Source organism: Chloroflexota bacterium (genome assembly GCA_014360905.1).
Classification (GTDB): Bacteria; Chloroflexota; Anaerolineae; order UBA2200; family UBA2200; genus JACIWX01.
The window spans coordinates 23,118-30,753 of record JACIWW010000032.1; the positions used below are offsets into that span (position 1 = coordinate 23,118).

Below are 7,636 nucleotides of genomic sequence, written 5' to 3' on the forward strand. Positions count from 1 at the left end.
GTCTCCTCCTTTCGCAATGCGAGATTACCCTGGACATTCGTCATCACCGCGCCAGGCACAAAAACCTCATCACGACGGTAATCATAAGAAGATAAAAAGAAAACGCAAAACGCACGCTCTTTGGCTCTGAAAGCGAGGCAATTTGACAGGGCAATTTGCCTCTGGTATAGTGAATTATGCAGCACGATTTGGAGGCCGCACTATGCTGATGACAACATGCCTGCACAAGGAGGATTATCGCAATTGACACAATCCATCAAAGCGCTCATCTTTGACATGGGAGGGGTGCTGCTTCGCACCGAATCATTAGAGCCTCGCCAGCGATTGGCTGCCAAGCTCGGTCTGTCCTTGGAACAACTCTACAAGCTCGTTTTCGAGAGTGAGGAAGACCGCTTGGTTCAACTAGGCATCATTACTCCCGAAGAACGCTGGCAGCGCATTGCGCCGCAATTAGGACTTAACAATGAGGAAATAGCCGAGTTCCGTCGCGAGATGTTCGCTGGCGATGTGTTGGATATGGAGCTGGTCAACTACATCCGAAGTATGCGCGGACGTTACAAGACCGCTTTGCTCAGCAACGCTCCCGCCCGGCTGGAAGCGATGATTCACAACGAGTGGCATATCGCGGATTGCTTTGACGTAATCGTCATCTCCGCATTGGTGAAGATGATGAAGCCAGACCCGGCCATCTACCGCTTCACACTGAACCAGTTGCAGGTTGCCCCACAGGAAGCAGTGTTCATTGACGATATACGGGAGAATGTGGAAGCAGCAGCAGCGTTGGGCATGCACGCTATCCAATTCACGACACGCGACGCTGCGTTAAAAGAATTAGAAGACCTCCTTCAAACGGTGGAGGCCAAAGCATGCTGTAAGGACAAGGGCAATGGCTGAGTGGACGATTCGTAATTATCGCCCCGATGACCTATGGGCGCTGACCCAACTGATCAATGACGCCGATAAGGTAGACCATGCTGGCTATGCCACCACTGCCTATACACTGGCGCATCAGTTAGCAGAGCCAGGCATCAATCCAACTGAGAATCTCTTCCTGGCCGAGATAGAGGGACGACTCGTAGGCTACGTGAGAATCTCCCTTAGGCCAGAAAATTCCCTTGACTGCATGCACGTCAACGGCATTGTGCACCCACGATGGCGGCGGCAGGGTATCGGAACCGCCTTAATGCAAAACGCTGAAAGGCGCGCTAGAACCTTCAAACGGGATAAGCCACTGTTTCTGGACATGAACGTGCGTCATCAGGTGGCAGGAGCTAAGGAATTGGCGCTCTCCCTGGGGTTACAACCCGTGCGCTACTTCTTCTACATGGAATGCCATGATTTAGCGCGCCTCCCGGAGCCTGTTTTCCCAGAGGGCATCTCCATGCGCACCTATATCGTCGACCAGGACGCGGAAGAGTTTGTCGCCGCGTACAATGACGGCTTTGCCGACCACTGGGGATACTTCCCAGTTACCTTGGACCATGTCAGACATTGGCAGAATTCACTGAATTTCTGCGCACAAAACAATCTGCTGGCAGTGGATGCATCTGGAAGAATCGTGGGGCTCTGCCTCGTTCTTTTTCCTCAGGCAGAACCCGATGTTCCACAGAAGAATCCACCCATGATTGACGACCTAGCTGTGCGCCCTGCATACCGCAGGCGTGGCATTGGGCGCGCGCTTCTGCTGGCTGGTATGCACCGCATCCGCGAAGAGGGGTATAGCGCTGCTGCCCTTGGTGTGGATGCGGATAACCCCAACCAAGCCATGCGGCTTTATGAATCAGTCGGATTTGTCGAGGTATCGCGTAGCACTACTTATCGTAAGGAGTTAGTCTGAGCCATGCGCACATGGGTCTGCGCTTATCGAGAAATAGAGGAGGTGAGAGATAAGGAAGAGATGGCTTTCTCCGCTCTTGTACATCACCTTGTTTGCTTTGGTGCTAGGTGCCTGTGGCCCTAGCCCGGTCCCTACTGCTACACCAACAAAACCACGCGAGGTCAGTCCTGCCGTACCCCTTGTCCTGATCAGCAGCGCTTTTGAACCGGGGCAACCTATCCCCCGCCTCTATACCTGCGATGGTCAGGACATTTCACCGCTTTCAATCCCCTCATCGGGCCTCCTTCCGTGCACTGGATGTAACAAGCAGTATAGTAGGGAAAGTATTGCTTGTCAAAAGGTTTCTGCCGCTAATAGCATTTGTTGGACGTGCCGTTTTCATCCATAATGCTGCATCAGTGGGCTCAAGGAACACTCGAGATAAGACTCGGTCAGGATTAGTGTGAATGCGCACAGTGAGGTGAGCGTATGGTATTGCTCGAAGATCTGTTGCACAGTGAAAATTTTGCTACAGCAGCAAATAGCCTGGCTCGTGAGTTCAAGGAGCGCTATGGACTGCACGCGATCTATCAACTTGGTCTGGTCGTTCCTAATGTGGAGGACAGCGCCAGCAACCTGGAAGCGCACGGCATTGGGCCGTTTTTCATTGCCACAGGAGCACCTGTATATTGGCATGAACGGGGGCAGAAACTGAGCGTCCGAGGGAAAATGGGGCTAGGCTATTACCAAGGACTGGAATTGGAATTGCTGGAGCCGACATCAGGCTCGGATTTCTACCAGCAAAGTCTGGACCCTCAAGGAAGGGTTACAGTACAGCACTTGGGTTTTCTGGTGCGGGATGTGGACAAATGGGCGGCGGAACTCGTTCAAGCCGGTTACCCACTATGGGTGAGGGGTCAACTCAGCATAGGCCCGGTGAAAGTGGACTTTGCCTACATGGACACAGTAGACGAAGCCGGTGTAATCATCGAGTTTATCACCTGGCATGCCTTTGGTCAGGCATTCCGTCCTCCTGCTGGCGTCTTGACCGCTGTTGCACACTTGGAGAAAAGGTTAGGGAAGAGAAGTCTCTCACTCTAAAATCCAGCGGGCATAGAAATCGTCCAGTTCCTGGCCAGAAACTTGCTCCGCCACGCGCAGAAAATCATCCGGCGTAGCCAGCTTGTACTTGCGGTCTTGATAGTAGGTGCGCAGGACATCCAGGAATACCCCATCACCCAATGCTTTGCGCAATTCGTAGAAGAATACTGCCCCCTTGCCATAGACGATAAGACTGTACTCCTGAGGATCGAAGGCAAACACCGGCTGGTCAACTGGCAGGTCCTGACTCGTTCCCTTGATCTGCTCATAGCGACGAGCGATGAAATTCTGAAAGGCCAAATCCGCTCGAGTGCGGTCGTAGGCATGCTCGTAGTAGTAGACGGTAGAAAAATTGGTCAAGCTTTCGTCCAGCCATGGCACGTTTACCTGGTCATTCCCTACCACGCTGTACCACCACTGATGCGCCACTTCGTGCGCGAGAATGAACTCGAAGTACTCGCCGCCTTGGTCATAGTATTGCTGTCCAATCATGATCAGACCTGGATACTCCATCCCGCCGGCATAGATGGGCGCCTCCACGACATCGAATTCGGCAAAAGGATAGGGGCCAAAACTCTGCTGATAGGCACGCAGGCCATTGCGGGCATACTCCAGTATCTCTTCTCCCGCCTCTTTGTGCTCTGGCAAGTAATACGAGTTCAGGCGAATGTAGCCTACAGCACAAGAGGAAGACTCAAAGCGATCACTTGCCACCACCATGAAATCACGCATCGGGCCACTGAGGCAGGTCCAGGTTGTCGTACCGTCGCCGTTATCGCGCTTTTCGGTTGTGGAGCCCGAAGTGACGACCACCATGCCCTGCGGCACAGTCAGTTCCATCGTGAAGAAACTTGTCTCAGCGTACACCGGGTCGCCATAATCCGGTGCCAGCGATAGGTTCCACCCTGTCGGTTCGTAAACGGCTACCATGGCATAGAAATTGGACAAGAGAAGAACGCCATCTTGGTAATTAAACGTGCCGTAACCGCGTGCATTCCCAACCGGCACGGTGACTTGGTACTCCATGTGCACCTCTATGGACTGGCTGGGCTGCAAAGGATGGGGCAAGATTACACCCACCGCAGTATTGTCTGCCTTGTATTCGAGTTCAGGTTCATCCCCTTGCACCATCACCCGCTGGAAGGTCAGCATGCTACCGTAACTTGGCTTGTTAGGCCATAGGCGGAAGTAAAGCCTATCCAGAGGTTCGCCCGTCCTGTTTGTGTAATGCGTAACTTGAAAAACAGAAACCTGTGGCTCCTCACCAACCCAGTCTACCTGCGCACGGATGTAGTAGAAGGTGGGGGATTCGATCAATGTCACATCGTCTGCAGTGGTAGGCAACATTGCCGCTCGATACGCATCCACATCCAGCCAGGCTGGAGAGAGCACAGGCGTGGCCGTAGAAAAAGGAGTCGGGGTAGGACGAACGAAAACCGACAGCCTTTGGCAACTTGATGCCAGGAAAAGCACCGCGAAGCAAACGAACGAACACAGAGGCTTCCATTGTTTCTTCATCATCAACACAGGCGAGATTATACACAGACCTTTGCCTTCGCGCAATCGCGCGTAGGGCATCGTCAAGCAAACTGGAGCCTGGACACTGCGCCCTTGCTTGTGCTTGCTCCTCGTGGTACAATAATTTCACCGCTGTATCCGCACCTCATCACCAGGGAAAACAAATGGTAAGAAGGCTATTCAGGCTTGGCATACTGCTCTTGTTAGCACCGGCGATATACGTTTTGGCAGATGAAGCCCGCTCGTTCTTTGCTGCCAACGCGCAGTTTTTGCTTCAGAATGGTTTTTTACGGGTTCCTATGCCACCTGGTGCTCTACCCATTAATACTACGGGATAGGATTGCCTTTATCAAAGTTTTTGAACACGAACTGGGGCATGCCTATTCAGTACGCTGCTCCTACGCAATGTAAAAGCGTTCGTGGTAGGTGCAGAAGATTCAACAGCATCAGGTGTAGTAGGCTACATACCTAGTAGGCGTAATGCGCTGATCTCCCTAGCCCCTTATTTCTTGCCCGTTTTCACTCTGCCCTTGCTGCTGCTCAAGCCCTTGATATTTTCGTCGGTTCATGTAAGCGTTGATTCCCTGATCGGGTTTTCGCTAGCCTTTCACTACATGGGATTGGCAAAAGAACTCCGCCCATGGCAGCTAGACATCTGGAGGAGCGGGATTCTATTTTCAGTGGGTCTTACTTTATACTGAACTTGTCGTTGCTGGCGTGGCGCTGAACCGGTATGGGCAAATCCTGAATTACTTCCGCAACGAATCCCCGCATTCTGAGCACGCCGGGGAATTGAAACAACTACGAAAGTGTCTCTATGTGAGAGGCAACAGGGCGAAAAGTCCGAGGACGCGTTTATATTACCTTGTCGTTCGTCCCCGCCAGTTGCCTTAGCAACTCGGTCTGACCCACGTGATAGGTCTCGTGAAAATACAAGAAAAACAACCGCTCGGCTACGGTGGTCTTGCCACGGTGATCCTGTGCCTCTTTAGATAGCTCCTCGGGGGTTTTGAGATATGCAGCGCAACACCACTTCCTTCCTACTATATAGCAACCCTTATGTCAAGCAAAAGGGCATGCCAACTGGAGTATGCGCTGTCTCATGCTGTTCTCCGCTTTCTGCTTCTTGCGATCACGAGCAAAAAACTGCTCAGAAAGTTAGCTCCAGCACCCAGAGCAAAGGAGAAACGTGCCCCCAATCCCTGCCACAGCAAGCCTCCTACTCCATCTCCCATAGCACTTCCCAGATGCATCGCAGCATTGAACAGCCCGACTGCCCGTCCTTTGACCTGCATGGGAACTACATCCTGGGCAAAGACAGTGGCATAAAACCCCATCGAGTTGCCCAAGCAGTACATAGCGTAGAATAAATAGAGGAAGAAAAGCGAAGAGACAAAGGGGAAAAGAAGCCAAGCCAGTCCCATCAATGTGTAGCCTGCCATTGCGATATAGCCAGCTCCAGCGCGGTCGGCAAGCATCCCGGCAGGCCAGTTGGAAAGCAGCCACATGGCGTTGTAGATGGAGTCGAACCAAGCCAACTTCTGTACCTCTGTTCCAAAATGCTCCTGAACATAGTAAGGATAGTAACTGCCACAGTAAGCCCCCAGAGGCAGCACAAAGACGCTGGCACAGATCCACAGTAGTGCCGGGTGGCGTAGGGCATCCCGCCAATGCACTTTTTCCTCTGGCACATGGCTCCCAGCCTGCACTTCTGGTAACATCAGGAAAAGAATAAGCAAGGAGACCAGATAAAGACCGCATTTGCCCATGAACAAAAGCGGCCAGCCCCACTTTCCCACCACCCATGCTGTTATCGCTGCCCCGGGCACGGCAGCAGCACAGAAAGCTGTGTTCAGGAAACCCAAGGAACTGCTCATTTCGTCGCCCACCGCTCTTTTCAGCAGTGCCATCCCTGCTGGGGAAATAGCGGCCTGTGCGCCCATCCCTAAGACGTAACAGGCTCCAGCCTGTAACCAGTGGCGAGACAAGGCCTGACCCAGCAAAAAGATAGTGACCAAGATGACAAAGAGCAGAATGGAACGACGCGAGCCAATGCTGTCGGTCAAATACCCGCCCACCAAGGCGCCTAGGACACTGGCCGCCCACCCTGCACTCAGTACCACGCCCAATTGAGCAGGGGTGGTGCCAAAAGAGCGCATGAACGAGACCAACAATGCCCCACCGACGAAGAGGATGCCCGCCATTAAGTTGAACAGCAGAAAGGCCAGGACAACGCGATGGCGCGGGATTTTCATGAAGCCACCCTTTGGCACTTACGATGCCAAATTCTTACAGAACCACTTTGGCAGGCCAAGGAACATGCTCCGATTGGCCCCACAGTTTGCCGACATAGTCAAGCGAGAACAGATCTTGCAGTACATGCAACCAATACGCTCCACGATCGGTGAGCACAACCTCATCTTCTGAATCCCTCAACAGCCCCATGAGGGGCATGAGTCGGATGTACCCGCCATAGACTTGATCAAATTCTTTGCCAAACCTTTCCCGAAAAGCACTTTTCTTGAACCTCGTCTCGTAAACCCTCCAATAGAGCCATCCGGCCATTTGCATACGCTCCGATAGTTCCAGCGATAGAGCAACGGGTAACTGCCCATTCCCAAGCGCACCAATGTATTCGGAAACGTTAAAGGTTAGGAGTTACGCAGTTGACTGCGAACCCCTTCTTGCAACACAATACTAATATAAAGACGCAGCCTGTCAAGAGGAGGCGATGAAGATGAACCCACCCAAAGGCGATGACTTGGACTACATCCACTTCCTCATCGCTGCCCAGAAGATCTTCACCTGCACGGAAGCGGCGAGATGCCAGCCCGCAGGGCAAAAAGCCCCCGCTCACGATGCCTTTACCCGACTGCTTTCAAGACAGCCTTTAGACACAGAGACGTTGTGGCAGGAAGCGAAGGCGTTCGTAGACAAAAAGAGGGGGGCTTTTGGTCTTGGACGACACCACCTTGGACAAGCCCTATGCCAAGAAGATGGAACTGGTGACCTATCACTGGAGTGGCGAACACCTAAGGGTCGTCAAAGGCATCGCTCTTTTGACTCTGCTTTGGACGGACGGGAAAGCGCTCATCCCTTGCGACTTTCGGGTTTACGACCAGCCGCAAGGCGGGCAGAGCAAGAACGAACACTTTCAAGCGATGCTGAAGACGGCGAAGCAGAGGGGTTTTGAGCCGGAAT

6 protein-coding genes and 1 pseudogene are annotated in these 7,636 nt (G+C 52.8%); 4 read left to right on the top strand and 3 right to left on the bottom strand.

Features of this window, described 5'->3' with window-relative positions:
• The first annotated feature begins 243 nt into the window (after positions 1 to 243).
• The 3 genes from H5T67_11550 to H5T67_11560 all read left to right on the top strand — a co-directional run bounded on the left by H5T67_11550 (position 244) and on the right by H5T67_11560 (position 2,917).
• Positions 244 to 894 carry an HAD family phosphatase gene (locus H5T67_11550; GenBank protein MBC7245942.1) on the top strand — a complete coding sequence of 217 codons (651 nt, stop codon included), beginning with the start codon at positions 244 to 246 and terminating at the stop codon, positions 892 to 894.
• Positions 887 to 1,837 (top strand): GNAT family N-acetyltransferase, encoded by a 951-nt coding sequence (locus tag H5T67_11555; GenBank protein ID MBC7245943.1) that lies wholly within the window; start codon positions 887 to 889, stop codon positions 1,835 to 1,837. Before H5T67_11550 ends, H5T67_11555 begins: the two co-directional genes overlap by 8 nt.
• A 468-nt stretch (positions 1,838 to 2,305) precedes the next feature.
• Positions 2,306 to 2,917, top strand: a complete 612-nt coding sequence (locus H5T67_11560) for a VOC family protein (protein MBC7245944.1) — start codon at positions 2,306 to 2,308, stop codon at positions 2,915 to 2,917.
• Here H5T67_11560 and H5T67_11565 read toward each other — a convergent pair.
• The 3 genes from H5T67_11565 to H5T67_11575 all read right to left on the bottom strand — a co-directional run bounded on the left by H5T67_11565 (position 2,909) and on the right by H5T67_11575 (position 7,000).
• Entirely contained in the window at positions 2,909 to 4,480 is a 1,572-nt protein-coding gene (locus H5T67_11565; GenBank protein MBC7245945.1) for a M1 family metallopeptidase, read from the bottom strand. The genes H5T67_11560 and H5T67_11565 overlap by 9 nt on opposite strands.
• A 1,055-nt stretch (positions 4,481 to 5,535) precedes the next feature.
• Positions 5,536 to 6,690, bottom strand: coding sequence for an MFS transporter (locus H5T67_11570; protein ID MBC7245946.1), 1,155 nt, complete (start codon positions 6,688 to 6,690; stop codon positions 5,536 to 5,538).
• A gap of 34 nt (positions 6,691 to 6,724) precedes the next feature.
• Positions 6,725 to 7,000 (bottom strand): hypothetical protein, encoded by a 276-nt coding sequence (locus H5T67_11575; GenBank protein MBC7245947.1) that lies wholly within the window; start codon positions 6,998 to 7,000, stop codon positions 6,725 to 6,727.
• 166 nt (positions 7,001 to 7,166) lie between these two features.
• Here H5T67_11575 and H5T67_11580 point away from each other — a divergent pair.
• Positions 7,167 to 7,636 (top strand): annotated as a pseudogene (locus tag H5T67_11580) (transposase).

Excerpts from the sequence above, each read along its gene's own strand:
- H5T67_11555 (MBC7245943.1), top strand. The coding sequence starts at position 887 with ATGGCTGAGTGGACGATTCGTAATTATCGCCCCGATGACCTATGGGCG.
- H5T67_11575 (MBC7245947.1), bottom strand. The coding sequence starts at position 7,000 with ATGGCCGGATGGCTCTATTGGAGGGTTTACGAGACGAGGTTCAAGAAA.
- H5T67_11570 (MBC7245946.1), bottom strand. The coding sequence starts at position 6,690 with ATGAAAATCCCGCGCCATCGCGTTGTCCTGGCCTTTCTGCTGTTCAAC.
- H5T67_11560 (MBC7245944.1), top strand. The coding sequence starts at position 2,306 with ATGGTATTGCTCGAAGATCTGTTGCACAGTGAAAATTTTGCTACAGCA.